A 26843-nucleotide genomic window follows, 5' to 3' on the forward strand; every position below is an offset into this window, starting at 1 on the left:
GAGGTCGCCGACCGGCCCGGCCGTGTTGCTGTCGAAGCGACGTCGGTCAACGTGCGCCCTCGACGGCCTCGGCGAGGCGGCTGACGGCCTCATCCGGCTTGATCGTCTTGTTCTTCACATATTCGGTGATGACGTCGATTATCGCGGCGGTCAGGCCGTTTTCCTGGGCCATGTTGTGGGCGAGGCTGAGGACGGCCTGATTGTTGCCCATGGCATTCTTCAGTGCAGCCGCGGTTGTCCGTTGACCGTCCGACCAGCCTGCACCGGTCAAATCGACATCGGTACGCACGGGGATCGATCCCGTGATCTGCGAATACATGGTCTGGATCGCCGGATCCATCACGAGCTGTGCCATCAACATCTGGCCGGCCTGGAGATCGGCCTCCTTGCGCTGCCAGAAGATGAAGGCATCGGCATTCAACAGGAAGACAGGCTTGCCGTTGTCACTGGGGCCGGGGGTGATGACGTAGTCGTCAAACTTGAAGCCGGCGTTCTTCAACACGCCCTGCGCCCAGCCGCCCATGATCAGCATGCCCATGTCGCCGTCGACGAAGCGCTTCAAATTAGTGGCATAGGGTTGGACGCCGACATTGGGGTCACACCAGTCGGAGATCTTGCGCGTCTGCGCGAAGGCTGCCTTCATCTCGGGGCCCTCCAGCGCCTTCTTGTCGAGATTCATGCAGGCGGCGCGGTATGCCGTCGGGCTGATGCCGGCCAGGGATGCCTCGAATTTCTGCCCGTCGTCGGCGCGGGTGCCGCCATTGGCGATGGGGTAGGCCATTCCGGCCGACTTCATTTTCTCGGCAAGGTCGTTGAAGTCAGCCCAGGTGACGGGGACCTTGTCAGCCTTGGCCTTGTCCATCCCGCGCTTGGAGAGAAACAGCATATTCGTGCTGTAGATCTGCAGCGGCAGCGCGATCCACTTTCCGGCCGGCTTGTGCAATTTTGCAAGATCCGGCGCGACGACCTTCTCGTAGCCGGCCGCCGCGACCACGGCGTCGAGATCAACGGTCGGAGCAATCTTCGACCAGGCGGCAATCTCGGGGCCCTTGAGCTGCGAACAGGCCGGCGGATCGCCGGCGATGATCTGCGCACGCAGCTTGTTCATCATGTCCGTGGTGAAGCCGGGGACGGGCGAGTGCTGCCAGACGCCGCCTTTCTCCTCGAATTTCTTGCCGAGTGCGGTGATGGCGGCTCCATCGCTGCCGGCGGACCATTGCGAGATTGCGGTGAGGCGCGGCTTGACCGCGCCCTGTGCGCGGGCAAAGGCCGGCAGCGCGAGTGCGGCAGCAGATCCAGCGAGCAGACGGCGCCTTGTTGTTGTGATCGGCATGGCTAGTTCCTCCCGGGTGTGAAGTTTTTGCGCCGTTTTGGCGCGGTTGTTGGCGTGCGCGAGCCGCACGCGGCTTAGGTCATCTCAGGCGGCCTCCGTCGATGCGGCGGCCATGCCGCCGGATCTCGCCAGGCAGAACGCGGCGAAGGCGAGGGCGGCCTGCGGATCGTTGCCGGTCGAAGGCGGCACAAAGGCGAGCGACACCTGCGCCAGCTTCCGGCCGCCGAGCAGGCTGGAATCGATGCCGTCGCTCACGGCTTTTCGATCGTCTTCCGCAAGAAGCGATGGCCAGCCGCTGACGACAACGCCGCGGCATGGTTTGACGTTCAATGTGTTGCCGATGGCGAGACCGAGCCGGAACAGCCGCTGGCGCAATTCCTGCCGCAGCCGCGTCGTGAGGGGGACCGTTGTCACCCAGTCAGAGCCAAGCTGGAGCAATTCTGCTTCGGTCATGCGCAGCAGCTCGGCCAGCGCCGGCAACGACGTGTAGGCTTCGACGCAGCCATGATGTCCGCAGCGACAACGCGGGCCGTCGGTTCCAAAAACCATGTGGCCGAGCTCGACCGGCTCGAGTGCGTCGTCCTCACTGGGATCACCGATCCAGGCGCCCGCGACACCCTGGCCGACGAAGACGAACAGATGCGCGTCGGCGAACGGATAGTTTTCGTTGCGGCAGCGATGAAAGGCGGCGTGCGCGACCACCGAATTAGTGAAAGTCACCGGCACGCCCGCAAACAGCTCGGCGAGCATGTCGCCGATCTGTTCGATGTCACAGGGAATGATGGGGTTGCCGAACTCGCTGAGGCGGCCGAGGCCCGGAACGGTCACGCCGACATGTGCGAGCCTGATGCGGCGGCGGCGCGTCCAGTCGCGCAGCAGGTGCAGGGCTTCGCGGAACACCCGGCCCATGGTTTCGACGGTCGGCTTTCGCGGCAGCGGCACACGCTCGATGTAATGCAGCTCGCCCGACAAATTGCCAACGCCGACGCTGAGCCATTCTCCGGTGAGCTCGAGTGCAGCCAGCGCCACCGTGCGATCGAGCGAGACGAGACCGGTCGGGCCGCCGACGTAAGGAGCAGGGCGCCTGACTTCCTCGATCAGGCCTTCAGCCTTGAGGTCGAACAGGATGCGCGACAGGCTTGCTTCGGACAGCCGCACGGCTCTCGCCAGCGGCGGCCGGAACGAGCCGCCGGACTGGAGCAAATGAGTCAAAATGGCGGCGCGCGTCTGCCGCCGACTTCTCGGCTGCTCCGGCATTTCCATCCCTGTCGTCATTCTTACTTAGAGTAAGAATTTGCCTACGGAGCGTTTCAACTGTCAAGCGCTCGTCGGCGCGATGCGTCGACTTGTTGTTGTGCGGGGCAACACGTAGGGTGAGCACAAACAAAAACGGCGCCATCGCGAGATGGCGCCGCTTCGAAAGCCGTATCGACAAGACTTACTTGCGATCCTTGATCGCGACGTAGTCGCGGCGGGTGACGCCGGTGTAGAGCTGGCGCGGACGGCCGATCTTCTGCTGCGGATCCTCGATCATCTCGCTCCACTGGCTGATCCAGCCGACGGTGCGGGCGACGGCGAACAGCACGGTGAACATGGAGACCGGGAAGCCCATCGCCTTCAGCGTGATGCCCGAATAGAAGTCGACGTTCGGGTACAGCTTGCGGTCGATGAAGTACTGATCGCTCAGGGCGATCTTCTCGAGCTCGAGCGCCACCTTCAGCATCGGATCGTCGCCATGGCCGGTCTCCTTGAGCACGGCGTGACACATCTTCTGCATGATCTTGGCGCGCGGATCGTAATTCTTGTAGACGCGGTGACCGAAGCCCATCAGGCGAACTTCGGAATTCTTGTCCTTCACCTTGGCGATGAACTCGGGGATCTTGTCGACGCTGCCGATCTCGGCGAGCATCGCGAGCGCAGCTTCGTTGGCGCCGCCATGCGCCGGACCCCAGAGGCAGGCGATGCCGGCGGCAATGCAGGCGAACGGGTTGGCGCCGGAGGAGCCGGCGATACGCACCGTCGAGGTCGAGGCGTTCTGCTCGTGGTCGGCGTGCAGGATGAAGATCTTGTCCAGCGCGTCAGCGAGCACCGGGTTGATCTTGTACTCCTCGCACGGCACCGCGAAGCACATGTGCAGGAAATTCTCGGCGAACTTCAGCGAGTTCTTCGGATACATGAAGGGCTGGCCGATGGTGTACTTGTAGGCCATCGCCGCCAGCGTCGGGATCTTCGCGATCATGCGCATGGAAGCGATCATGCGCTGCTTGGGATCGTTGATGTCGGTCGAGTCGTGGTAGAACGCGGCGAGCGCGCCGACCGAGGCCACCATGACTGCCATCGGATGGGCGTCGCGGCGGAAGCCCTGGAAGAAACGGGCCATCTGCTCGTGCACCATCGTGTGATGGATCACGCGATCGTCGAAATCCTTCTTCTGCGCGGCGGTCGGCAGGTTTCCGTAGAGCAGCAGGTAACAGGTCTCGAGGAAGTCGCCGTTCTCGGCGAGCTGCTCGATCGGATAGCCGCGGTATTCCAGCACGCCCGCATCACCGTCGATATAGGTGATCTTGGACTGGCAGCTCGCGGTCGAGGTGAAGCCGGGATCGTAGGTGAATAGGCCGGACTGGCCGTACAGCTTGCCGATATCGATGACATCAGGTCCGACGCTGCCGCTGTGAATCGGAAGATCGTAATTCTTGTTTCCGACCGTCAGCGTGGCGGTCTTTGGGCTTTCTTTGGCGTCCATCAGAGGTCCCCGATGTGTGGTGAAACGGGCCGGAGCCGGAGGCCCCCAAGGAGAAGATGGGGCAGGCCGGATGTTCCAGAATGTACGGGGAGATGGGTATATTATTGCTGTGTGCGCTGCAAGATCATGGCAGCCATGGCCTACTTACGTCGTAGATTGGTCCTTAAGCCGGTCCAGGCTTTCCTGGCGTCCCAGCACGTCCAAAACCTCAAATATTCCAGGCGACGTGGTGCGGCCGGTCAATGCTGCTCGCAGCGGCTGGGCGACCGCGCCGAGCTTGAGACTATTTTCCTCGGCGAAGGCGCGCAGCGCAGCTTCGGTGGCAGCGCCGCTCCAGGTCTCGCCTTTCTCCAGCGCGGAATGAAGCTGGCCGATCAGCTTGCGGTTCTCGGGCGTCAGCAGGGCTGCCGCCTTCGGGTCGAGCTGCAACGGCCGGTCGGCGAAGATGAAAGAGGCGCCGTCGATCAGCTCGATCAGCGTCTTGGCGCGCTCCTTCAGGGATGGCATGGCCTTGAGCAGCTGGGCGCGCGTGGCGTCGTTTAACTTGGCCTTAATCTCGTCGCGCGCGGGCACGACGTGGTCGAGCACGTCCTCGAACATCTTCACGAGCGATTGATCGTCGGCGTGACGGATGTAATGGCCGTTGAGGTTCTCCAACTTGGCGAAGTCGAAGCGGGCGGCGGCGCGGCCGACATTGGCGAGGTCGAACGCCGCGATCATCTCCTCGGTCGAGAAGATCTCCTGATCGCCATGGCTCCAGCCGAGCCGGACGAGGTAATTCCGGAGCGCGGCCGGGAGGTATCCCATGGCGCGGTAGGCATCGACGCCGAGCGCGCCGTGGCGCTTGGAGAGTTTTGAGCCGTCCGGGCCGTGGATCAGCGGGATGTGGGACATGTTCGGGAGCGCCCAGCCCATCGCATCGTAGATCTGCTTCTGGCGGGCGGCGTTGATGAGGTGGTCGTCGCCGCGGATGACATGGGTGACGCCCATGTCGTGGTCATCCACGACCACAGCGAGCATGTAGGTCGGGTTGCCATCGCCGCGCAGCAGGACGAGGTCGTCGAGGTTCTCGTTCTGCCAGACCACACGACCCTGGACCTGGTCCTCGATCACGGTCTCGCCGGTCTGCGGCGCGCGCAGGCGGATGGTCGGCTTGACGTCAGCCGGCGCGGTGGCCGGATCGCGGTCGCGCCACATGCCGTCATAGAGGCGGGTGCGTCCTTCCGCGCGCGCCTTCTCGCGCATGGCGGCGAGCTCCTCGGCGGTGGCGTAGCAGCGATAGGCCTTGCCGTCGGCGAGCAACTGCTCGGCGATCTCGCGGTGGCGGGCCGCGCGGCTGAACTGGTAGATGACGTCGCCATCCCAGCCGAGCTCCAGCCATTTCAGCCCGTCCAGGATCGCGCCGATCGCAGCCTCGGTGGAGCGCTCCCGGTCGGTGTCCTCGATCCGGAGCAGCATCTTGCCGCCGTGCTTCTTCGCAAAGAGCCAGTTGAACAGCGCCGTGCGGGCGCCTCCGATATGGAGGAAGCCGGTCGGGGAGGGAGCAAAGCGGGTGACGACGGAATCGGTCATTCTTGGCAGGGCCTATGCATTGGAGGCGGTGGTATATAACAGGACCAGAGCATAACTAAAGCCCGACAGCGGACGCCTTAAGGCCTTGGCTCAGCCAAGCGAATTTGGCAGAAGGACCGCTGATTTCCCTACAGGATTTTCATAATGACAGAACCGGTGGCGACTGAGGTTGGGCGCGATTTCATTCGTGACATCATCCAGGCCGACCTCGATCAGGCCAAATACAAGGAGATCGTGACCCGGTTCCCGCCGGAGCCGAACGGTTACCTGCATATCGGCCACGCCAAGTCGATCGCGCTGAATTTCGGCATCGCCCAGGAATTTCCGGGCCGCTGCCATCTGCGCTTCGACGACACCAATCCGGTCAAGGAAGAGCAGGAATATATCGATTCCATCCAGGCCGACGTGCACTGGCTCGGCTACGATTGGGGCAAGAACCTGTTCTATGCCTCTGATTATTTCGACCGCCTGTACGAATGGGCGGAGAAGCTGATCCGCGACGGGCTCGCTTATGTCGACGACCAGTCCCAGGAGGAGATCCGCCTCGCGCGCGGCACGCTGACCGAGCCCGGCAAGAACTCGCCGTTCCGTGACCGCAGCGTGGAGGAGAACCTCGACCTGTTCCGCCGCATGAAGGCCGGCGAATTCCCGAACGGCGCGCGCGTGCTGCGGGCCAAGATCGACATGTCCTCGGGGAACATCAATCTGCGCGACCCCGTGCTCTATCGTATCCTGCATGCGCATCATCCGCGCACCGGGACGAAGTGGAGTATCTATCCGAGCTACGACTATGCCCATGGCCAGTCGGACGCGATCGAAGGCATTACGCACTCGATCTGCACGCTGGAGTTCGAGGACCACCGGCCGCTCTACGATTGGTTCATCGAGAAGTTGCCGGTGCCGTCCACGCCGCACCAGTACGAAATGGCGCGGCTCAATCTGACCTACACGCTGCTGTCCAAGCGTGTCCTGACCCAGCTCGTCCGCGACGGCCATGTCGCCGGCTGGGACGATCCGCGCATGCCGACCATGGCGGGGATGCGCCGCCGCGGCGTGCCGCCGGCGGCCTTGCGCGAATTCATCAAGCGCATCGGCGTGGCCAAGGCCAACAGCGTGGTCGATGTCGGCATGCTCGAGTTCTGCATCCGTGAGGAGCTGAACCGCACGTCGCAGCGGCGCATGGCGGTGTTGAAGCCGCTCAAGGTCGTGATCGAGAACTATCCGGAAGGGCAGACCGAGGAGCTCGAGGCGATCAACCATCCGGATGATCCCTCGGCAGGCACGCGAAAAATCACGTTCGGCCGTGAACTCTATATCGAGCAGGACGACTTCATGGAGAGCCCGCCGAAGAAGTTTTTCCGCCTGTCGCCCGGCAATGAGGTGCGGCTGCGCTACGCTTATTTCGTCAAGTGCACCGGCGTGATCAAGAACGACAAGGGCGAAGTGGTGGAGCTTCGCTGCACTTACGATCCCGCGACCAAGGGCGGCAACGCGCCTGACGGCCGCAAGGTCAAGGCGACCATGCACTGGCTGCCGGCGGCCAATTCTGTGCCCGCGGAGATCCGCATCTACAACCAGCTGTTCGCCAATCCGAGCCCGGACGCCTCGAACTTCGCGGCCGATCTCAATCCGAACTCGCTGGAGATCCTGTCCGACGCGCGGATCGAGGCCTCGGTTGCGGAAAGCAATTCGACCGAGCCGATGCAGTTCGAGCGCCAGGGCTATTTCGTGCGCGACAAGGACTCGACGCCCGGCAAGCCGGTGTTCTCGCGCACCATCGGCCTGCGCGATACCTTCGCGAAGGAAGTGGCCAAAGGCTGACGCAAAGGGCTGACAGGCACATGAGCAGCGAGGCCGACGCCATCGTTTCCGCCATCATCGCGAAATGGTGCGCCGGGTTCGCGACGCTCGATGCGGCTGCGCTGTCGGCGCTGTATTCGAAGAACGCATTCTTCTTCGGCTCCAACCCAAGGCTCTATCGGGGCAGGGATGGCGTCACCGATTATTTCAACGGCCTGCCGCGCTGGCGCAAGCCGGGCGCGGCATTTTCCGAGGTGCAGGCGGCGCAGGTCGGTCCCGATCTGATCAATATGGGCGCGACCATCACGTTCAACTTCGCAGGTGAGCGCCCGGATCTCGTCGTCAAGATGAGTTGGGTCATCATCCGCCAGGACGGTGACTGGAAGATCGTCAATCACCACGCCTCGGCCAAGGCGCTGCTGATCTGACAGGCGCGCCGTCACACGCTATCGTCATTCCGGGGAGAGCAACGAACGCGCTCCCTATGCGTTGGGTGGGTCCAACGAGGATCCCACCATGCAGAACATCGCAGAGCATATGGAAGTCATCGGCGCCGACGGCGTCCATATCGGAACGGTCGACAAGGTCGAGGGCAACCGCATCAAGCTGACCAAGAAGGATAGCGGTGAGGGCAGTCACAAGGGACACCACCATTTCATCGACAAGGGCCTTGTCGCCGGTGTCGAAGGCAACAAGGTCCGCCTGTCGGCCAAGGCGGACGTCGCGGTGACGATGGAAGAGGAAAAGTAGGGGCGCGGCCCCTTCGTTCCTGATCCGTACCGCTATTCGGCGACCTGCACGTTCCGGTAGGCTCTGCGCCCGTCGCGTATCGCAGGGGTTGCCAAGGGAATGGCGGAGCCGGGCCGGCCGCAGCGTCTGTCGCAAGGCATTGCCGGGACTTGGCCGACAGGCCGGGCCGCGTCGGCCGGAGGCTTTGTGCCGGCAGGGTCGGGCGTCTGGCCCGGGGTTGTCGGGACGCTGCGCGAATGGGCCAAGGCCGAGGCTGGTGCGGGGCGGCTGTTTCCCTGGGTGCCCATCGCCTTCGGCTGCGGCATCGCGCTCTATTTTACCGCCGATCACGAGCCGGTGCTGTGGGTCACGGTTGCGACGGCGGCCGCGCTCACGCTCGGCGCGGCCCTGTTGCGGAGGAGCCGGTGGTTTGCGCCCGCGATCATGATCGCGGCGGTCGCGGCCGGTTTTGCGGCGGCGACGTGGAAGACGGCGCGCATCGCCCACACTGTGCTCGCAAAGCCGCTTTATTCCGTGTCGCTGTCGGGCTTCGTCGAGACCCGCGACATCCGCGAACGCACTGACCGCTTCGTGCTGCGCGTCACGGTGATGGAGGCGCAGCGCAGCGACGTGAAGCTGGAGCGCGTCCGCCTCTCCGTGCGCAAGGGAACCGCCCCCGACGTCGGCAGCTTCGTGCAGCTGAAAGCGCGGCTGATGCCACCGCTGTCGCCATTGCGGCCGGGCAGCTACGATTTCTCGCGCGACATGTTCTTCCAGGGCATCGGTGCGTCCGGCTTTGCGATGGGAGCAATCACGACTGTGACGCCGCCCGTGCCGGGCGGATTGCAGCTACGCTACGCCGCGGTCATGCAAGGCCTGCGCGATGCGATCGACGCGCGCATCCGCGCGACACTCGACGGCGACAACCGCGCCATCGCGACCGCGCTGCTCACCGGCCGCCGCGATGCGATCACCACGCCCGTCAATGACGCGATGTTCATCTCGGGGCTCGGTCACGTCCTCTCGATTTCAGGCTATCACATGGCCGTCGTCGCGGGTGTCGTCTTCTTCGCGGTCCGCGCGCTGCTCGCGCTCGTCCCGGGACTGACCGTGGGCTTTCCCATCAAGAAATGGTCGGCCGCCGCTGCGCTGGCTGCGTCGGCGTTCTATCTGCTGCTCTCGGGCGCCGAAGTCGCGACACAAAGATCGTTCTTCATGACCGCGGTGGTGCTGATTGCTGTCATCGTCGATCGCCGCGCGATCACGTTCCGCACCCTGGCCGTGGCGGCGCTGATCGTGCTCGCAGTCGCGCCGGAAGCGCTGGTGCATCCAAGCTTTCAAATGTCGTTCGCCGCAACGCTCGGGCTCGTCGCGCTGGTGCAGGTCGGCATGCCGAGCCTGTTTGCCTCGCCCGATCATTCGGCGACCGCGCGCATCGCGCTGTGGGGCGGCCGCGAGATCGCGATGTTGTTCATGGCCTCGATGATCGCGGGACTTGCGACTACGCCTTACGCCGCCTTCCATTTCCACCGTGTTACGCCTTACGGCGTGCTTGCCAATCTCGGCGCGATGCCGGTGGTCTCGGCGCTGGTGATGCCGGCAGGGCTATTGGGATTGCTCGCGGCTCCCTTCGGGCTGGACGGAGTGTTCTGGTGGTTGATGGGGATCGGCATCGACTGGATGATTTTGGTCACGCGCTGGGTCGCTGCGTTACCGGGCGCGGTCGGCCACGTCGCGGCCTTCGGCACGGCGCCGCTGATCGTTGCGAGCTTGGGCCTGGTCCTGATGGGCCTGCTGCGCACGCCGCTGCGATGGTCGGGAGCATTCGTGCTGGTGGCGGCGACCATCTGGGGTCTTTCCATCAGGCAACCCGACATTCTCATCGCCGGTGACGGTCAGAACGTCGCGGTGCGAGGCAGGGACGGGCAGCTGCATCTGATCAGGACGAAGAAGGACAATTTCCTGCTGAAGGAGTGGCTCGCGGCTGACGCTGATCCGCGCGATGCGGCGAGTGGCTCGCTCGGTGACGGCGTGTCGTGTGACGACGCCGGTTGCGTGACGCCGCTTGCTGACGGCCGCATGGTCGCCCTGGCGCTGCGCATCGACGCGCTGGCCGATGATTGCAGCCGCGCGGCACTGGTGGTGACCGCAAGGCCCGCGCCGCCGGATTGTACCGCGATGGTGGTCGACCGGCCGCGTCTGGTGAGCCAGGGTGCGCTGGCGCTGACACCCCGCGGCGACGGTTTTGCGATTCAGTCGGTGAGGGCGAGGGGCGCAAACCGCCCCTGGTCGCCGGCGGCGGCCGGCGATGGCGATTTCGAACTGACCCTCGTGCCGCGGTCGGCAGCTCCGCGCTCCAAGGACGCAACACCGTCGGAGGCCGACCTTCAGGCCGAGGATTAGAACCGATGGTTCAACCGATCGGCAGGCGCGGAGGCGTCGGACTGATATCGGAAATCACTTGCGGCTTATGCTCGCGCTCACCGAACGGCTGGGTCACCGGCAGCTGCAGCACGGTTGCGCGCTGGCCTTCGACGAGTTGGGTCACCAGCACATATTTGCCATCGGGAAATTCGATCGCGTCGTGATGACGATCGGGAATGTGCGGATCGACCTTGCCGAACTTGCCGACGCGCGAATTGATGGTGCGCGTCCAGATCCACCTGTTGTCGTAACGGACGTTGTCGGCGAAGGCGAGCTCCGTTCCCGGCAGCAGGCAGACCGCGACCGACATGTCGGCTTCGGAGGCGAAGCCGCGCGTCGAGGTGCCGCGGAAGGTTGTCGTGACAATCGTCTCGCCGACTTCTGCGGGACGCGTCGCGACGGCATGCAGGCTATAGTCACACATCGGGTGCTCCTCATCAGCGATAGAGCACCGCGCCTCTTCTGAGGCGCAGGCCTCTATCAGAGTGGAAGCTTGCAATCATATGCGATGTTGGGGGCAAATCTGCGGCTCAGATCCGCGGCTTGCAATCACAATATCTTTCCCGCGCCGATGAGGAACAAAGCCTGCTCCTGTGCATTCGGGAGACTTCGCTCTCAGCGTCCTGATGGTGCCGACCAGCCCGAATACGGCCAGGCCGACTGCGCCTGCTGCTTGACGGCGTTGCGGGCATTGCGGAATTGCTCACTCGTCGTGGCCTGTGGCGCCTTGCGAACGCGATGCTGCGGCTGCGCAGCGATGGCCTGCGACCCTGATGCCGCGATCAGCGCCATCGCGACGGTGCTCAGAATGATTTTGCGCATGGCGGTCTCCTCGGTCTTCGTTGTGGCGTGCCGGGGATGTAGCGCCGAAGAGGGGGCCGGATAATCTGTGCAGAACCTGAAGGACTATCCAGCCGGAGCGGACAATCGTCCGCTCCAATCTTAAGGGCGTGCTCGCCAGGTGCGAGCGCGGGACGAGTTCAGTATTTCCGGTACAGCCCGATCAGCTTGCCCTGGATCTTGACCCGGTTGGGCGGCAGGATCCGGACCTCGTAAGCGGCGTTTGCCGGCTCGAGCGCGATTGAAGCGCCACGGCGGCGGAAGCGCTTGAGCGTCGCTTCCTCGTCGTCGATCAGGGCCACCACGATATCGCCGGTGTCGCAGCTCTCGTTGCGCTGGATCAGCGCCATGTCGCCATCGAGAATGCCGGCGTCGACCATGGAATCACCGCGCACTTCGAGCGCGTAGTGCTCGCCCGCGCCGAGCATGTCGGGCGGGACACTGATGGTGTGGCTGCGCGTCTGCAAGGCCTCTATCGGCGTACCGGCCGCGATCCGGCCCATTACAGGAACCGCGACAGGACGCTCGCCCTCGTCGGCGGGCGGGCTCGAGGTCGTGCGCACCTTGCCGAGATTGCCCTCGATGACGCTCGGCGTGAAGCCGCGGCGGCTTCCGGCGGCCGCCTGGAGCTCGGGCAGCTTGATCACCTCGATTGCGCGGGCGCGGTTGGGCAGGCGGCGGATGAAGCCGCGCTCCTCGAGCGCGGTGATCAGGCGATGGATGCCCGACTTCGAGCGCAGATCGAGCGCATCCTTCATCTCGTCGAAGGAGGGCGGCACGCCGCTCTCCTTCAATCGCTCGCTGATGAACCGCAGGAGCTCGTATTGTTTGCGCGTTAACATCTCGACCAAAATCCCCCTGACGATGTCGTTCGATTCCGAGACGCTGAATTCAGCAATAAGCCGCTACATGCTCGAAACAAATCATGAACGGACACTATATGTTCGATACATGTTCCGCAACTGCTTAATTTACCGTGAACGCGGCAAAGTTCGCGGAACGGTTGCGAACGACGCGCTCACGCGGGCAGTCGCAACACCTCGCAAGGCGTGCCGGCTTCGGCCTTCGGCGCGAACGGGGCGCGCACGAGAAGTGCCTGTGCCGCAGCGAGATTCGCAAGCAGTGAGGAATCCTGGTGATTGACGGGAAGAGCGACGAGCGTGCCGTCATCCCGCGTCTCCAGACGCGCACGCAAATAATCCTCGCGCTGGTCATTGGCGCTGACGTCGCGGCCGAGCACGGCGCGTTCGCGGCGATGATGAATCACTGAACGGCCCGACATCGCGCGAATCAGCGGCACCAGGAACAGGAAGCCGCAGACATAGGATGACACGGGATTGCCGGGCAGGCCGATCACGCGCATCGGCCCGAGCTGCCCGTTCATCATCGGCTTGCCCGGCCGCATCGCGATCTTCCAGAACGCCATCGAGATACCTTCGTTCGTCAGCGCCTGCTGCACCAGATCGTGGTCGCCGACAGACGCTCCGCCGGTCGTGATCAGGATGTCGGCACCGGATTCGCGCGCGCGGCGGATGCCCGATGTGGTGGCGGCAAGCGTGTCGGCGGCAACGCCGAGATCGATGGTGTCGGCCCCCTCGCTGCGGGCGAGGGCGTGCAGGGCGTAGCCGTTGGAATAGACGATCTGGCCGTGGCCGGGCGTCGAGCCCGGCATCACCAGCTCGTCGCCGGTCGCGAGAATCGCGACCTTCGGACGGCGGCGGACGGCAAGCTGCGGGTGGTTCATGCCGGCGGCGAGCGCAAGGTCGCGCTCGGTCAGGCGCGTACCCTTGTGCAGGAGCACCTCACCCTCGCGGAAGTCGATCCCGGCGGGGCGGATGTGCCGCCCGGTGACGGCGGCTTCCTTGATCGTGATGCGCTTGCCGTCCGCGATGGTGTCCTCCTGGATCACGACCGCATCCGCGCCGGCGGGAACGACGCCGCCGGTGAAGATCCGTACGGCATCGCCAGCGCCGACTGTTCCAGCAAACGGGCGGCCGGCTGCGACCTCGCCGATGACCGTAAGCTGTGCATCAACCTTCGCCGCATCGGCCGCGCGGACGGCATAGCCATCCATCGCCGACATGGCCTCGGGCGGCTGCGTCCGCCGCGCGGCAACGTCGCGCGCGAGCACGCGATGGAACGCCTGATCCAGTGCGATCATTTCCTCTGCCAAAGGCTCTGCACCGGCGAGCACGGCGGCAAGCGCATCGGAAACCGGCATCAGGGCCACGGCGTACTCCCGCAACAAGATCGAAGGACTCGGTCGGCGAGGTTTTAGCCGAGCGGAGAGGCCGAGGCAAAAGGGGGTATATTGCCGCGAAGCTTACGCTTCGGGCAGGGCTGGTGTCCGCGACGTGATCCGGAAGGCGCGGCAGACCGACACGAGGACAGGCAGCCTGCGCGCAGCGTTACGACCGCGTAATGGGATTTGCCCTTGCCGCGTTTCCGTCTTCAGCGACGTCGGGAGCCTTGGGGCCTTGATCCTTGTCGGGCATAGGATCGGCTTGGGCCTTCAAGTCGGCCGCCTTGCTCATCAGCTTGGCGGAAAGCTCGGAATCCGAGGTAGTCTTGGCGAATTTGACCAGCAGGGAGGCCTGCTTGGTGAGGTAGGTTTTGCCCAACACGATGATATTTCCGTCCGTAGAATTCCCAACGGACTCATGAGTCCGGAAGCGGGTATTCGTTCCCGGAACTCTGTACAAAATTGCACAAAGGGCTTTGGTTCCTCGCTTCCGGTCGAAATTGTTCCGGAATTTGCCGCCGGATCAGATCCCCAGCGCCTTCAGCGCAAGGCCGACGTCGTGGGGTGAGGTCACATGGACCGCGGTCAGGCCGCGGGCGCGCGCGCCTTCGATGTTCTCGGCAAGGTCATCGAAGAACACGATCCGGCTGGCCGGCACGCCCATCGCGGCGACGACATGGTCGAACGCTTCCGCATCCGGTTTGCGCAGGCCGATGCTGGACGAAAGGTACAGCTCGCGGAAATGGCGGAGCACGTCGGCATATTCCTTCGAGAAATAGTCCACGTGTGGCCGGTTGGTGTTGGAGAAGGCGTAGACCGGCATCTGCTTTGCCGCGCGCGGGAGCAGGTCCGCGATACCGGGCATCTCGCCGGCGAAAATCGCGTTCCACCCCTCGAGGAACTGGGCATCCGAAATGGAGATTCCGAGCGATGAGCGCAGCGAGGCGAAATAGTCCTCGTCGCTGATCCTGCCGACCTCGTGCAGGCGGTAGGCCTCGTCGCGCACATAGCGCCCGACGATGGCTTCGGGCTTGCAGCCGGCATGTCCCGCCCAGCAGGCGATCGCCTTGGAGAAATCGATGTCGAGCACGACGCGCCCGAGATCGAACAGAAGCGCATCCGCGCTGCCGGGACAGAGCGAGGTCATTGCAGCCTTTCGGGTCAGTATCGATAGGGTTCGTGGTCGAACAGCGGGAACGCGCTGAACACGCTCGGCGCGTTGGTTGCGGTGGCCGGGTGCAGGCAGGATTTGTTGACCTCGGCGAAGGAGGTGGCACCTAACAGACCGAGGCAGCGCAGCACCTCGTCCTCCAGCAGTTCCAGCATCCGCGTCACGCCGGCCTCGCCGGCTGCCGCCAGCGCCCAGCATTGCAGCCGGCCGATGCCGACGAGGTCGGCGCCCGCCGCGATCGCCTTGACGATATCGGTGCCCCGGCAAAAGCCGCCATCGACCATGATCTTGGCGCGGCCCTTCACGGCGTCGACGATCTCCGGCAGCACATGCATGGCACCGCGGCCGTGATCAAGCTGGCGGCCGCCATGGTTGGAGACATAAATCCACTCGACGCCGTGATCGACCGCGATCTGCGCGTCCTCGGCAGTTGCGATGCCCTTGATGATCAGCGGGATCTTGAACTTGTCCTTGATCATCTTCACGGTCCGCCACTCCAGACCCTTCTGGTAATCGCCGCCGGTGGCCCGCAGGCGGCTCTCGCGAACGTAGCGTTTGGCGATGTCGCGCTCACGACGGCTGTAGTGGGCGGTGTCGACGGTGAGGCAGAAGGCGGCATAATTAGCCTTCTGTGCACGGCTGACGATTTCGGCGACGAATGCGTCATCGCCACGGACGTAGAGCTGGAACATGCGCAGCGCATCGGGCGCGGCTTCGGCAGTCTTTTCCAGGCCGGGCTCGGAGACGGAGCTGAGCATGTGCGATGCGCCAAAAGTACCGGCGGCGCGCGCGACGCTGGCTGCGCCAAAGGGATCGAAGATCTCCAGCGCGCCGACGGGGGCGAGCACGACAGGCAGTCGCATCTTGCGGCCGAACTGCTCGACCGAGCCGCTGACCTGGCGGACGTCGCGCAGCACACGCGGGCGGAACGCGATCTCGTCGAGCGCCATGCGGTTGCGGCGCATCGTGGTCTCGGTCTCGGCGGCGCCGACGATGTAGTCCCAGGCGTTCTGGTTGAGGTTGGAACGCGCCTTCCGGATGAATTCGTGCAGGTTCTGGAACGGCTCGTCGCTGGCGCCGAGTTCGACGTTCCGTTCCGGCCGGAGTGCTTCGTTCATTGTTATCCTCCCGAGAATTTGAAGCCTTATTCAATCGCCTATCCCGTCCGGCTCTCCAAAACCATCCTAAAATCGCATAGCTGCGAGGCGCCGTCCGGCCGACTGATTCCCGCCGGGAGCGGGGGCGGTCTTGCCAACGTTGCCAAATGTTTAGGTTCAGGCGAAGGGATTTTTGCCGCGTACCCGCCGGCGTGGCAGGCCGGCCTTGAAGAAACCAGAATGATATTGTGAGAACCGGGCTGGATCGCCACTTGCATGGCGGCTGCCAAGCCTCAAAAGAACCGCTAAGCGAAAAGGCCACCCATTCCATGCGGAAAACCCTGCTCTTCCCACTGGGCGCGCTCACCGGAGCATGCCTGACCCTCCTCGTATCAGGTCCGCAGGGCGGACTATGGGCGGCACGGGCGGCGGCAGGCGCGGATGGTGCGTACTCCCAGCTCAACCTGTTCGGGGAAGTTTTCGAGCGGGTGAAGGCGAGCTATGTCGAGAAGCCCGACAATGCCAAGCTGATCGAAGGTGCGATCACGGGCATGGTGACCTCGCTCGATCCGCATTCGCGCTACATGAACGACAAGGCCTGGACCGAGATGCAGGAGACCACCTCCGGCGAGTTCGGCGGCCTCGGCATCGAGGTCACGATGGAAGAGGGCCTGGTCAAGGTCGTCTCGCCGATCGACGACACGCCGGCGTCCAAGGCCGGCATCATGTCCGGCGACCTCGTCAGCAAGATTGACGGTGAGAACGTGCAGGGCATGACGCTCGAGCAGGCCGTCAACAAGATGAAGGGCCCGGTCGACACCAAGACCAAGCTCACCATCATCCGCAAGGGCGCCGATGCTCCGATGGATGTCGCGATCACGCGCGAGATCATCCATGTCCGCCCGGTCCGCTTCCACGTCGAGAACGGCGACGTCGGCTACATCCGCGTCACCTCGTTCAACGAGCAGACCACCGACGGCCTGAAGAAGGCAATCGCCTCGATCTCCAAGGACATCCCGCAAGACAAGCTCGTTGGCTATGTGATGGATCTGCGCAACAATCCGGGTGGTCTGCTCGACCAGGCCGTGTCGGTGTCGAGCGCGTTCCTGCAACGCGGCGAGGTCGTCTCGACCCGCGGCCGCAATCCGGAAGAGACCCAGCGCTTCACCGCGCATGGCGGCGACCTCACAAAGGGCAAGCCGCTTGTGGTGCTGGTCAATGGTGGCTCGGCTTCGGCGTCGGAAATCGTGGCCGGCGCGCTGCATGACCACAAGCGCGCGACGATCATCGGCACCCGCTCGTTCGGCAAGGGCTCGGTGCAGACCATCATCCCGCTTGGTGCCGGCAACGGCGCGCTGGCGCTGACCACCGCGCGCTACTACACGCCGTCGGGTCGCTCGATCCAGGCCCAGGGTATCGCGCCCGACATCGAGATCCTCCAGGACGTTCCGGCCGAGCTGAAAGGCCGCGTCGACACCATCGCGGAATCGCAGATGCGCGGTCATCTGCAGGCCGCCGACGGTACCGAGCAGACCGGATCGCAATCCTACGTCCCGCCGGAAGAGAAGGACGACAAGGCCCTGCATGCGGCCTACGACTTCCTGCACGGCGTCACGGTGAATGCGGCGGCCGCCAAGCCCGCTCCGAAAGCGACAGTGCCGAACTAACCGCTGCGACTTCAGGACATCCAGACATCGCCCGGGAGTGGATCGCCACTGCCGGGCGAATTCGTTTTGGACGTCGTCTCAGCTCGGATTCATTGCGGCAAAGGCCGTATTGTCGCGGCTTTGCGTGCGACCAAGCGCCGGGTGCGATTGCGGCGTCCGCTGTGGGGATACTAGCCAGCCTCGCGGCGGCGGCCTTCCCGACCTTCGCGCTGGGTGAGCCGGCTGCGATGGAGCGCGAACAGCTCCAACATCTTGTCGGCCGGCTTTGCGGCGCTGAACAGATAACCCTGCATCTCGGTACAGCCGAGCGTGCGCAGCAACCGCTGCTGTTCCTCGGTCTCGACGCCTTCGGCCGTGGTCGCCATGCGGCGGGCGCTGGCGAGATTGACCACGGCCTGCACGATGCTGGCGGAGCCGTCGGGACCTGCGATGTCGTTGACGAAGCAGCGGTCGATCTTGATCTTGTCGAACGGGAAGCGATGCAGATAGCTCAGCGAGGAGTAGCCGGTGCCGAAATCGTCGAGCGCAATGCGGACGCCGATGGCACGGAGCTGGTGCAGGATCGCAAGCGCGGTGTCGTCGTCGCGGATCAACACGGCCTCGGTGATTTCGAGCTCGAGCCGGCTCGCCGGCAGATTGGAGGCGGCGAGCGCCGCCATGATCTTCAGAGCCAGCGTGCCGCTCTTGAACTGAACCGGCGAGACGTTGACCGCAAGGCGAATGTCGTCGGGCCAGGTGGCCGCGTCGCGGCAGGCGGTCGACAGCACCCATTCGCCGATCTCGTTGATCAGCCCGGTATCCTCGGCAATCGGGATGAATTCTGCCGGCGAGACCATGCCGCGCTCGGGGTGGCGCCAACGCACCAGCGCTTCGCAGCCGGTGATGCGGTCGTCCTTCAGGCTGAGGCAGGGTTGATAATAGACCTCGAGGCCACCGTCGCGCCTGCCCTGGGCGATGGCGTGGCGCAGGTCGATTTCGAGCTGGCGCCGCTCGCGTACCTTGGCGTCCATCTCGGGCTCGAAGAAGCGATAGGTGCGGCGCCCGGCGGATTTGGCCGCGTACATCGCCATGTCAGCGTTCTTCAGAATCTGATCGAGCGCGTTGCCGTGTCCGGGCGCCAGTGCAATGCCGATGCTGGCATCGGTGGTGAGGTGATGGCCCATGCAATCGAACGGTGCGCGGATCGCGGCGAAGACCCGGGCAACGAGCTCGCTGACCTGGTCCTGCCTGGTCACCGCGCTCTGCACGATGGCGAATTCGTCGCCGCCGAGACGAGCGACGAAATCGGTCGGGCCGGCGCAGCGGCGCAGGCTCTCCGCCACCGACTTCAACAGCTCGTCGCCGACGAGATGGCCGAGCGCGTCATTGACGCCCTTGAACTCGTCGATGTCGATGTAATGCACGGCAAGCTCTTCACCGTGAGCCATGCTGGCTAGCTCCTCGCGCAAATGTTCGTGGAACTTGGCGCGGTTGGGCAGGTCGGTCAGCGCGTCGTAGTGGGCGAGGTGGGTGATACGCGCCTCGGTGCGGCGCCGCTCGGTGATGTCCTCATGGGTCGCGACCCATCCGCCATCGTCGAGAGGCTCGTTGACGATCTGGATCGATCGGCCGTCGCTGGTGTCGACCACCATGGAGTTGCGCACGTGGATGTCGCGCAGCACGCGCGCGACATACTGGTCCACGTCACCCGTGAACGAGCCCGTCGCCTTGCGGTGCGCGATGATGTCGCGGAAGCTGTAGCCGGGTCTGACGATGTCGGCCGACAGGCCGTACATCTCGATGTAGCGCTGGTTGCAGATCACGAGCCGCCGCTCGGCATCGAACAGCAGCAGACCCTGGGTCATGTTGTTGACGGCGCGATCGAGGCGCTGCTTCTCCAGCGTCAACCGCTCCCGGGACAGGCGGTGCTGCTCCAGGAGCTTGCGCACGATCGCGGTCAGCACGCCCGCAATCGCAAGCACGGACGCGCCGGCGACCGAAATCAGGATTCCGATTTGCTCGCGCCAGTCGGCGAGCGCCGCCGCGCGCGTTGTCGTCGCCATCATCAGAATCGGGAAATGGGGCAAAGCACGCGCCGAGGCCAGCCGGTCCTCGCCGTCGATCGGGCTCACGATACGCCCGGCGAAGTGGTCGAGCGTGAAGATCTTCTGCTGCTCGAACGACCCGTTCCTGAAATTGCGTCCCATCATGTCGCTGGAATCGGGATAGCGGGCCAGCAGCGTGCCGTCCCGATGCAGCATCGAGATCGTCGCGCCTTCGCCGAGCATGACGGTCTCGAAGAACTTCTCGAAATTGGCCGGCTCGATGCCGCGCCCGACGGCACCCATGAATTCGCCGTGCGGTCCCATGATCCTGCGCACGATCAGGATGGTCCAAGCGCCGGAGATACGGCTGTGAACCGGTTCGATCAGTACGTCGGGCGCCTGCGGATCGTATCGGAAGGTGCGGAAGTAGGCGCGGTCGGCGACGTTGACCTTCGGAGCGGGCCATGTCGTCGAGGAATTGATCACATTGCCGTCGGCGTCGATGATGTTGACGCCGCCCATGTACGGAAGCGCCTCGATCTTCGAGCGCAGCATCCGGTGCACGTCCTCGCCGGAGAGGCGCTTGCGGAAGTCCGCTGCGGTCGTGATTCCGTTCACGCGCACGTGGTCGACGAAATCCTTCTGAATGACCGCGAAATCCTGCAGTTGCTGATCGAAATGATGGGCGAGCAGCAGCACGGTGTTTTCCAGCTCGCGGCTGGAGTTGCGCAGCGCGCGCTCGCGGAAATTCTGCGCCATCAATACCGCGCCGACGGCGATTGCCGCGATCAGCAATGTGCCGCCGACCACGAGCCAGCGGATCGGTCCGCTGCGCACGAAGGCCTGGTCGAAGAGGCGGCTGCCGTATTTTGTCATCATGTTGTTCGTCGCCGTCCACACGTCAGGGTCAATTCTTGATCCCGTGACATCCGTCGGTTTACGGGATCGATGTGGAGGCGACGTTAGGAAGCGCGGTTAACGCGACATGAACCGTAATGCGCAAATGCAATCGATGCGCATGACGAGAAGCATGCAGCTTTTGCCGGCCATGGTCGGGATGAGGGTCAGTTCTTGCCGATCGCGGTGGAATCAACCAACGCTTAACCATCTAACCTGCTGACGATCCTCGATGCCACATTGGCACGCGAATTGCGAACTCAGCTCCGCAACGATGCGAGAGAGGACACGATCATGAAAAAGACTTTGAAGAACTTCTGGATCGACGAATCCGGTGCGACCGCGATCGAATATGGCCTGATTGCGGCCGGTATCGCGCTGGCCATCATCACCGTCGTGAACGGCCTGGGTAGCAAGCTCAACACCAAGTTCGGATCGATCAGCACGGCGCTGAAATAACCACCGATCAGGCGCGGTAATGGCCCGACTTGCCGCCCAGCTTTTCGACGAGATGGATGCCCTCGATGCGCACGCCGCGCTCGACCGCCTTGATCATGTCGTAGATGGTGAGGCAGGCCACCGTAACGGCCGTGAGGGCTTCCATCTCGACGCCGGTTGGGCCGGTCACCTTGACGCTGGCACGGACCACGCAGCCCGGCAGCTTCGCGTCAGGCTCAATGTCGACCGTGACCTTCGACAGCGCCAGCGGATGACAGAGCGGGATCAGCTCCGAGGTCCGTTTCGCTGCCATGATTCCGGCGATGCGCGCGGTGCCGAGCACATCGCCTTTCTTGGCGTTGCCTGACACGATCAGGTCGAGCGTTGCCTTCTCCATGACGACACGGCCTTCGGCGACGGCAAGCCGCTCGGTGGCAGCCTTGTCCGAGACATCGACCATCCGCGCCTCGCCGGAGGCGCCGATATGGGTGAGGGCAGGGCTGGCCTTCGCCTTTGCGGGCTTCGCCTTGGATGGCTTGCACACCATGTCAGCGCGTGCCCGTGGCGCGGGCCTTGGTCTGGCGCGTGAGCAGCGTACGCGTGGCGGCCGCGACGTCGGCCTGGCGCATCAGGCTCTCGCCGACCAGGAAGGTCGACATGCCGACGCGCTCGAGCCGCGACAGGTCTGCGGGCGTGAAGATGCCGCTCTCGCCGACCATCAGCCGCTCCCGCGGGATCAGAGGCGCCAGCATCTCGCTGGTCGCCAGCGTCGTCTCGAAGGTGCGCAGATTCCGGTTATTGATCCCGATCATCGGTGAACGCAGCTTCAGCGCCCGATCGAGCTCGGCACGGTCGTGGATCTCGATCAGCACATCCATGCCGTAGGCGATCGCGGCGTCTTCGAGATCCTTGGCGGTCGCATCATCGAGCGCCGCCATGATGATGAGGATGCAGTCGGCGCCGTGCGCGCGCGCCTCGACCACCTGATAGGTGTCGAACAGAAAATCCTTGCGCAGCACAGGCAACGAGGTCGCCGCGCGTGCCGCAACCATGAAGTCGAGATGGCCCTGGAACGAGGGCGTGTCGGTCAGCACGGACAGGCAGGCCGCGCCGCCCGCCTCATAGGCCTTGGCAAGCAGGGGCGGATCGAAATCGGGGCGGATCAGACCCTTGGAGGGCGAGGCCTTCTTCACCTCGGCGATCAGCGCATAATCGCCATTGGCGTGCTTGGCCCTGATCGCGCGCACGAAGCCGCGCGGCGCGTCCTGCGCGCTGGCTTGTGCCTCGACCGCCGAGAGCGGCTGCGCGCGCTTGGCCGCCGCGATCTCCTCGCGCTTGTAGGCCTCGATCTTGGTCAGGATATCGGACATGACAGGCTCAGCTGTTCGAGACCGCGATCAGATGTTTCAGTCGCGCGTTCGCAGCGCCGCTATCGAGCGATTTTGCGCCGATCGCGACGCCTTCCCTCAGGTCCTTGGCGCGGCCGGCGACGACGAGCGCCGCGGCGGCGTTGATCAGCGCGACGTCGCGATAGGGGCTCGGCTTGCCGTCGAGGACGCTTTGCAGCGCCATCGCATTAGCGTCGGCATCACCGCCCTTGAGTGCGCCGGGATCGCATCGCGGCAGGCCGACGTCCTCGGGCGTTACCTCGAAATTCCGGATCTCGCCATTGTGGAGCGCCGAGACGAAGGTCGGGCCGGTGAGGGTGATCTCGTCAAGGCCATCGGAGCCGTGCACCACCCAGGCGGATTCGGAGCCGAGATTCTTCAGCACCTGCGCCAGCGGCTGCACCCATTGCCTGGAGAATACGCCTACCATCTGCCGCTTCACGCCGGCCGGGTTGGACAGGGGCCCAAGCAGGTTGAAGATCGTGCGGGTGGCGAGCTCGACCCGGGTCGGGCCGACGTTCTTCATGGCCGGATGATGGGCCGGTGCGAACATGAAGCCGATGCCGCATTCGCGCACGCAGCGGCCGACCTGCTCGGGCTTGAGATCGATCTTCACGCCGAGCGAGGCCAGCACGTCCGCAGCGCCCGAGCGCGACGAGAGCGCGCGGTTGCCGTGCTTGGCGACGGGCAGACCGGTGCCGGAGACGATGAACGAGGCACAGGTCGAGACATTGACCGAGCCGGAGCCGTCGCCGCCGGTGCCGACGATATCGACGGCGTCCGCGGGCGCATCGACCGTGAGCATCTTCGAGCGCATCGCCGTGACCGCGCCGGTGATTTCCTCCACCGTCTCGCCGCGCACACGCAGCGCCATCAAGAGGCCGCCCATCTGCGAGGGGGTGGCCTCGCCGGACATCACGGCATCGAAGGCGGATGCGGCTTCCTCACGCGACAGGCTGGCACCGGTCGCAACTTTTCCAATGATCGATTTCAGGTCGTCCATCGCGTGCTTTCAACTCACTGGTTCGCGCCGGTCACTTGCGCGAAGGCGGCCTGATTAATGGTGGTCCCGATGTCGGTTTCAAGCTTGTTGACGTAGGAGGCGACCTGCTCGTCGGTCAGCGACTTGTCGACGCTCTCCTTCAGCTTCTTGACGGCGTCGGAGGCGGTGTCGACCGCGGGATCGACGATGTCGGTGACGCGGAAGACGATGACTTCGGTGCCGCCGGTCACCGGCGCCTGGCCGACACCGTCCTTGGCGGCGCGGAAGGCGGCCGCAACGATGTTGGCGGGCACGCCGGCCGGGGAGTCGTCGCGCTTGAAGCCGCTGGCGGTCTCGACCTTGGCATTGATCGCAGCGGCCTCGTCAGCGAGCTTGCCGCCCTGTTCGAGCTTTTGCACCAGTTCGGTCGCCTTCGCCTTCAGCTTGGTGGCGATCTGCTCCTGGCGCCAGCGCGCCTCGACCTGGTCGCGGACCTCATCGAGATTGCGGTCGCGCGACGGCGTGATGGCGAGCACGTCGTACCAGACATAGCCGCCCTTGAACGAGATTGGGTCGTTGTCGACGCCGACATCGCTGTTGAAGGCCTGCGACACCACGTCGAGACCCTGCGGAATGTTGGTAACGGTCTGCCCGTTCGGCGCGCGGCCGGAGCGGTCGACGGCATCGATGGTCACGGCCGTGAGCCCGAGCTTCTGTGCGGCATCGGCGACGCTGGTGCCGGCACCGCGTTCGTCCTCCATCTTGTCACGGAGCTCGCCGACCTTGGTGCGCGCGCGCTCGGTCGCGATCGATCGCTTCACGTCGGCGGCAAACTTGGCGTAGTCGGCCTCGGCGCCGGGCTCGATCTTGTCGACCTTGACGATCGAAACGCCAATCGGGCCCTGGATCGGCTGGCTGATTTCGCCAACGGGAAGCGCGAAGGCGACATTGCCGACGGCTGGTTCGAGCGAGGATTTCGTCACCAGCCCGAGATCGACGTCGGAGGCAGTCAAACCGCGCTCTTTGCCGAGATCTTCAAAGGACAGCCCGCCGACCAGACGCTCGCGCGCGGCCTGCGCCTCGGCGGCGTTCGGAAACACAATCTGCTTGATCTGGCGCTTCTCCGGTGTGGAGAGTTGGTTCTTGCGCTGATCGAACAGTTTCTTCGCGTCGTCGTCGGAGACGTCGCTCCACTTGGCGATGTCCTCCGGCGAGATCACGGCGAAGACGATCTTGCGGAATTCGGGTGCGCGGAACTGGACCTTGTGATCCTCGAAATAGGCGGCGAGCGCCTCGGGCGAGGGGGGATCTATGGTGCCGGCCTGCGCCGTATCGAGCCTGACGAACTCGATCGAGCGCTGCTCGTTCTGGAAGCGCGTCGCCACGTCGAACATGGTCTTCGGCGGTTCGAGGCCGGCGCCGATCGTGCCGGTGATCTGCCGGCGCAGCGCCACCTTGCGCTGCTCGGCCACGTAGCGCTGCTCAGTGTAGCCGAAATTGCGGATCAGCCCCTGGAAGCGGTTCGCATCGAACTTACCGTCGACGCCTTTGAAGTTCGGGTCGTTCATGATGATCTGGCGGATCTGCTCGTCGGACTGGCCGAGCCCGAGCTGACGCGCGTTCTCGTCGAGGGCAGCTTCGGCAATCGTCTGCTGGAGCACCTGGCGGTCAAGGCCGAACGCGCGCGCCTGGTCCGGCGTGAGGGGCCGGCCAAACTGGCGGCCGATCTGCTGGAGGCGGTCGGTGTAGATCTGGCGGAACTCGTTCAGCGAAATCTCGGTGTGGCCGACCTTGGCCAGCGTGGACTGCCCGAAGCCCCGGAAGATGTCGGCGATGCCCCAAATGCCGAAGCTGATGATCAACACGCCCATCACGACGGCCATGATGGTCTTGCCGACCCAGTTTGATGAGGCCTTGCGCATTCCTCGAAGCATTTGGTCCAACTTGTTTGATAAGGAGGGGAACGGGAGCGCGTCTTAATGCAGATTCCGCAAAAGCGCGTCACCAAATTGATATGCCATCATAAAGTGGTGGCTTTCGCCCCGCAACCTCAGGTCAGACCGCTTCGCGAAGCTGCGGTTAAGGGGCCGAAAGCGTTTTCCAGCGAAGCGGTCCCCCGGTTCGCGTCGAGAAAACGCGTCAAAACAAGAATCTGGAACTGCCGCGATAGCTCTGCTAGCGCATGGACAAGACCTCATTCTGCTGGAAAATGACATGACCATCCGCCCCCTGATCGCCGGCAACTGGAAAATGAATGGCCTGAAAGCCCAGGCCGCCGAATTCGACGCCATGCTCAATGGCGCGGCAGAGGTATCAGGCAAGGCCGATCTGCTGGTCTGCCCGCCGGCGACCCTGATCGCGGGCTTTGCCGAGAAAGCGCGTGGCAAGACCGTCGCCGTCGGGGCCCAGGACTGCCATCCCAAGGCCTCCGGCGCCCATACCGGCGATATTGCGGCTGAAATGCTGACTGACGCAGGCGCAAGCGCCATCATCGTTGGCCATTCCGAGCGTCGCGCCGACCATGGCGAGGGCGATGCCCTTGTCAGGCAGAAGGCGGAAGCCGCCTGGCGAGCCGGGGCGGTCGCGATCGTCTGCATTGGCGAGACGCAGGCCCAGCGCGACGCTGGCCAGACCCTGGATATCGTCCGTGGCCAGCTCGACGGCTCGCTGCCGGATGGCTCCACGGCCGCCAATCTGGTCGTGGCCTATGAGCCGGTCTGGGCGATCGGCACGGGCCTCACCCCCACGGCCAAGGATGTCGAGCAAATTCATGGCTTTATCCGGGAGTTCCTGACCTCCAGGTTCAAGGACGAGGGGGCGAAGATGCGGATCCTCTACGGCGGCTCGGTGAAGCCGTCGAACGCAGCCGAGCTGATGGCGGTCAAAAACGTCAATGGCGCGCTGGTTGGCGGCGCCAGCCTGAAAGCGGCCGATTTCCTTGCGATCGCGAAAGGCTGCCCCTAGCTAAGCCAAAGCTTTGATCCGGGGGCGATCGGGGGTGGCAATGCCCCTTCCGATCGTGTAACACCGCGCAACTTCAGGAAAACCCGCGAAGCGCGATCGGCCGCCGTCAGGCGCCGCCCGCTTGTGACGGAAGGATAGCATGCAGACCGTTGTCATCGTCATCCACCTCATGATCGTCGCCGTCATGATCGGCGCCGTGCTGCTCCAGAAGTCGGAAGGCGGCGGCCTCGGCATGGGCGGCGGCGCGGGCTTCATGTCGAGCCGCGGCACCGCGAATCTACTGTCGCGAACCACCGCGGTCCTCGCGGCGGGCTTCTTCCTCACCAGCCTGTTCCTGTCCTGGTATGCCGGTTACAACCGCGCGCCGACCTCGATCATCGGCCAGCCCGCGTCGCAGACCCAGCCGGGCGGCGCCAACCCGATCACCGCGCCGACCTCGGGCGGTATTCTGGACACGCTGAAGAAGGCGGACGAGCAGCAGCAGGCTCCGGCGGCACCGAGCGGCCCGCAGGTGCCTCGCTCACAATAAAGC

24 protein-coding genes are annotated in these 26843 nt (G+C 64.4%); 8 read left to right on the forward strand and 16 right to left on the reverse strand.

Annotation, left to right across the window (positions count from 1 at the left end):
• Positions 1-46 precede the first annotated feature (46 nt).
• The 4 genes from L6637_RS00560 to gltX all read right to left on the reverse strand — a co-directional run bounded on the left by L6637_RS00560 (position 47) and on the right by gltX (position 5648).
• The gene (locus L6637_RS00560; RefSeq protein WP_237862019.1) at positions 47-1333 is read right to left on the reverse strand and encodes an ABC transporter substrate-binding protein; all 1287 of its coding nucleotides are present in this window, start codon (positions 1331-1333) and stop codon (positions 47-49) included.
• An 84-nt stretch (positions 1334-1417) separates the two neighbouring features.
• Complete coding sequence (locus L6637_RS00565) at positions 1418-2596, reverse strand: ROK family transcriptional regulator (protein WP_237862021.1); 1179 nt, start codon at positions 2594-2596, stop codon at positions 1418-1420.
• Positions 2597-2771: 175 nt separating this feature from the next.
• A complete protein-coding gene (gene gltA / locus L6637_RS00570) occupies positions 2772-4076 on the reverse strand; it encodes a citrate synthase (RefSeq protein WP_237862023.1) in 1305 nt (434 codons plus the stop codon).
• 144 nt (positions 4077-4220) lie between these two features.
• Complete coding sequence (gene gltX, locus L6637_RS00575) at positions 4221-5648, reverse strand: glutamate--tRNA ligase (protein WP_237868789.1); 1428 nt, start codon at positions 5646-5648, stop codon at positions 4221-4223.
• Between the two features lie 144 nt (positions 5649-5792).
• On the opposite strand from gltX, the gene L6637_RS00580 reads away from it, so the two are divergent.
• From L6637_RS00580 to L6637_RS00595, 4 genes are all read left to right on the forward strand, one after another.
• Entirely contained in the window at positions 5793-7469 is a 1677-nt protein-coding gene (locus tag L6637_RS00580; protein ID WP_237862027.1) for a glutamine--tRNA ligase/YqeY domain fusion protein, read from the forward strand.
• Between the two features lie 20 nt (positions 7470-7489).
• Complete coding sequence (locus tag L6637_RS00585; RefSeq protein ID WP_237862028.1) at positions 7490-7876, forward strand: nuclear transport factor 2 family protein; 387 nt, start codon at positions 7490-7492, stop codon at positions 7874-7876.
• Between the two features lie 88 nt (positions 7877-7964).
• Complete coding sequence (locus L6637_RS00590; RefSeq protein ID WP_063194708.1) at positions 7965-8198, forward strand: DUF2171 domain-containing protein; 234 nt, start codon at positions 7965-7967, stop codon at positions 8196-8198.
• A 99-nt stretch (positions 8199-8297) separates the two neighbouring features.
• On the forward strand, positions 8298-10580 hold the full coding sequence (locus L6637_RS00595; protein ID WP_237862030.1) for a ComEC/Rec2 family competence protein: 2283 nt from the start codon (positions 8298-8300) through the stop codon (positions 10578-10580).
• Positions 10581-10590: 10 nt separating this feature from the next.
• Here L6637_RS00595 and L6637_RS00600 read toward each other — a convergent pair whose 3' ends face one another.
• The 7 genes from L6637_RS00600 to L6637_RS00630 form a co-directional block, all read right to left on the reverse strand.
• Positions 10591-11025 carry a hypothetical protein gene (locus tag L6637_RS00600; protein ID WP_237862031.1) on the reverse strand — a complete coding sequence of 145 codons (435 nt, stop codon included), beginning with the start codon at positions 11023-11025 and terminating at the stop codon, positions 10591-10593.
• Between the two features lie 191 nt (positions 11026-11216).
• Positions 11217-11423, reverse strand: a complete 207-nt coding sequence (locus tag L6637_RS00605) for a hypothetical protein (protein WP_237862033.1) — start codon at positions 11421-11423, stop codon at positions 11217-11219.
• Positions 11424-11581: 158 nt separating this feature from the next.
• Entirely contained in the window at positions 11582-12283 is a 702-nt protein-coding gene (gene lexA, locus L6637_RS00610; RefSeq protein WP_128951590.1) for a transcriptional repressor LexA, read from the reverse strand.
• A gap of 176 nt (positions 12284-12459) precedes the next feature.
• On the reverse strand, positions 12460-13671 hold the full coding sequence (locus L6637_RS00615) for a molybdopterin molybdotransferase MoeA (protein ID WP_237862035.1): 1212 nt from the start codon (positions 13669-13671) through the stop codon (positions 12460-12462).
• A gap of 178 nt (positions 13672-13849) precedes the next feature.
• Positions 13850-14065 carry a hypothetical protein gene (locus tag L6637_RS00620; RefSeq protein WP_237862037.1) on the reverse strand — a complete coding sequence of 72 codons (216 nt, stop codon included), beginning with the start codon at positions 14063-14065 and terminating at the stop codon, positions 13850-13852.
• 141 nt (positions 14066-14206) lie between these two features.
• The gene (locus L6637_RS00625; RefSeq protein WP_237862040.1) at positions 14207-14830 is read right to left on the reverse strand and encodes an HAD-IA family hydrolase; all 624 of its coding nucleotides are present in this window, start codon (positions 14828-14830) and stop codon (positions 14207-14209) included.
• A 14-nt stretch (positions 14831-14844) separates the two neighbouring features.
• Positions 14845-15972 (reverse strand): alpha-hydroxy acid oxidase, encoded by a 1128-nt coding sequence (locus L6637_RS00630; protein ID WP_237862042.1) that lies wholly within the window; start codon positions 15970-15972, stop codon positions 14845-14847.
• 308 nt (positions 15973-16280) lie between these two features.
• Between L6637_RS00630 and L6637_RS00635 the strand changes: the two genes are divergently transcribed.
• Entirely contained in the window at positions 16281-17618 is a 1338-nt protein-coding gene (locus L6637_RS00635; protein WP_237862044.1) for a S41 family peptidase, read from the forward strand.
• A gap of 170 nt (positions 17619-17788) precedes the next feature.
• On the opposite strand, the gene L6637_RS00640 is transcribed toward L6637_RS00635, so the two are convergent.
• Positions 17789-20521, reverse strand: coding sequence for a bifunctional diguanylate cyclase/phosphodiesterase (locus tag L6637_RS00640; RefSeq protein WP_237862046.1), 2733 nt, complete (start codon positions 20519-20521; stop codon positions 17789-17791).
• A gap of 312 nt (positions 20522-20833) precedes the next feature.
• Between L6637_RS00640 and L6637_RS00645 the strand changes: the two genes are divergently transcribed.
• A complete protein-coding gene (locus L6637_RS00645) occupies positions 20834-20998 on the forward strand; it encodes a Flp family type IVb pilin (RefSeq protein ID WP_237862048.1) in 165 nt (54 codons plus the stop codon).
• Positions 20999-21005: 7 nt separating this feature from the next.
• Here L6637_RS00645 and moaC read toward each other — a convergent pair whose 3' ends face one another.
• The 4 genes from moaC to L6637_RS00665 are packed head-to-tail and all read right to left on the reverse strand — an operon-like array spanning position 21006 to position 25281.
• The gene (gene moaC, locus L6637_RS00650; protein ID WP_237862050.1) at positions 21006-21524 is read right to left on the reverse strand and encodes a cyclic pyranopterin monophosphate synthase MoaC; all 519 of its coding nucleotides are present in this window, start codon (positions 21522-21524) and stop codon (positions 21006-21008) included.
• Position 21525: 1 nt separating this feature from the next.
• Complete coding sequence (gene trpC / locus L6637_RS00655) at positions 21526-22347, reverse strand: indole-3-glycerol phosphate synthase TrpC (RefSeq protein ID WP_237868790.1); 822 nt, start codon at positions 22345-22347, stop codon at positions 21526-21528.
• A 7-nt stretch (positions 22348-22354) separates the two neighbouring features.
• The gene (gene trpD, locus L6637_RS00660) at positions 22355-23368 is read right to left on the reverse strand and encodes an anthranilate phosphoribosyltransferase (RefSeq protein ID WP_237862054.1); all 1014 of its coding nucleotides are present in this window, start codon (positions 23366-23368) and stop codon (positions 22355-22357) included.
• A 14-nt stretch (positions 23369-23382) separates the two neighbouring features.
• The gene (locus L6637_RS00665) at positions 23383-25281 is read right to left on the reverse strand and encodes a SurA N-terminal domain-containing protein (RefSeq protein WP_237862056.1); all 1899 of its coding nucleotides are present in this window, start codon (positions 25279-25281) and stop codon (positions 23383-23385) included.
• 280 nt (positions 25282-25561) lie between these two features.
• Here L6637_RS00665 and tpiA point away from each other — a divergent pair, with 280 nt between their 5' ends.
• Together tpiA and secG are read left to right on the forward strand one after the other, a co-directional pair.
• The gene (gene tpiA / locus L6637_RS00670; protein ID WP_237862058.1) at positions 25562-26311 is read left to right on the forward strand and encodes a triose-phosphate isomerase; all 750 of its coding nucleotides are present in this window, start codon (positions 25562-25564) and stop codon (positions 26309-26311) included.
• A gap of 139 nt (positions 26312-26450) precedes the next feature.
• Positions 26451-26840 carry a preprotein translocase subunit SecG gene (secG, locus tag L6637_RS00675; RefSeq protein ID WP_237862060.1) on the forward strand — a complete coding sequence of 130 codons (390 nt, stop codon included), beginning with the start codon at positions 26451-26453 and terminating at the stop codon, positions 26838-26840.
• Positions 26841-26843 lie beyond the last annotated feature (3 nt).

Origin of the sequence: Bradyrhizobium zhengyangense (assembly GCF_022012435.1) — a bacterium.
Lineage (GTDB): Bacteria > Pseudomonadota > Alphaproteobacteria > Rhizobiales > Xanthobacteraceae > Bradyrhizobium > Bradyrhizobium zhengyangense.